Here is a 1,012-nt window from a genome sequence, read left to right as displayed (position 1 = left end):
TATTTGCGCAGCGCAGCACCCCAGACCTTGAGCGCAGCCAGCATGCCGATGTCTTGCCCGTCATCGTCCAGAGCACCGGAGCCGAACTTGCTCAGGAAAGCGGTGCCGTAGGAGCCCTGCATCAGCAGGAACAGCTTTGCCACGCCAGCACTCACGGCCTGAGACTCTCCACGACGGGGCGATGCGGCCGCATGGGCCAGTTGTCCAATGGATTTCATTGCAGACCTCCGAGAATGGCGGCCATGGCGCCAGCGTGCTTGCCACCTGCTGCAGAGGCAGGCGCCATGGATGGACGACGGGCCGCGGGCATTTCGGTGCATCGGCGGATCCAGTTGCGCCAGGTAGCAGCCCAGTCGGCCTTGCGCCCGTCCTTGCCAGCCTTGCCGCGCCAGTGGTCGGCAAACATCGCGGCCTGGCGGCGCACCTCTTCCTCGGTCAAGCCGGCATGCTCGGCAATGGCCCAGTCACCCCAGCTCTTGGGCAGCCTCCAGTCATCTGGCAGGCGTGTTCCTGTCGCTGTCGCAGTCTTGCCCCTTCCCTTCGCCTCTTCTGGCTGAGCCGGAGGCGAAGTGTCACGGTCCGCAGCACCTACAGCCTTTGAATAGTTAACTGTCTCTTCTTTATCTGTATCTATATCTGTATCTGTACGCGTGACATCCGTACCCGTCACGCGTGACTCATCAGTGACCTGATCGTGACCACCCTCTTCTCCCTCTGAAACAGCGTCTTTTTTGCGCTGGCGCTGGCGGCGTTTACGCTCTGCTGCGGTGTTGTCTGTATCGCTGCGCATCTGCAGGGTGGCCCACTTGGAGGGCTGCAGGGTGGCCTGCTCAATCAAACCGACCTCAGCCAGGCGGCGGGCCACCTCTTCCAGACTGCGCACGTCCAGGCCCAGCTTCACGGCGACCTTGCGCATCAGCAGCGCAGGTGCATCGCCCTTGTCCAGCAGCCCCTCGCCCTTGAGGCACAGCAAGGCCACAAAGTGCCAGCGATCCTCAAAGGCCAGCAGCTT

The 1,012-nt window shown here is 62.6% G+C and carries 2 pseudogenes; both read right to left on the bottom strand.

The features are described 5' to 3' along the window. Window positions 1-218 (bottom strand): annotated as a pseudogene (locus EIC84_RS25835) (hypothetical protein); the annotation flags it as partial. Further along, a pseudogene (locus EIC84_RS26135) lies at window positions 215-1,012 on the bottom strand (hypothetical protein); the annotation flags it as partial. The pseudogenes EIC84_RS26135 and EIC84_RS25835, both read right to left, overlap by 4 nt.

It is taken from the genome of Comamonas sp. A23 (genome assembly GCF_004522605.1).
Classification (GTDB): domain Bacteria; phylum Pseudomonadota; class Gammaproteobacteria; order Burkholderiales; family Burkholderiaceae_C; genus Comamonas; species Comamonas thiooxydans.
Note: the sequence above shows the minus strand (reverse complement) of the source record. Positions and strands in the feature narration are given on the sequence as shown.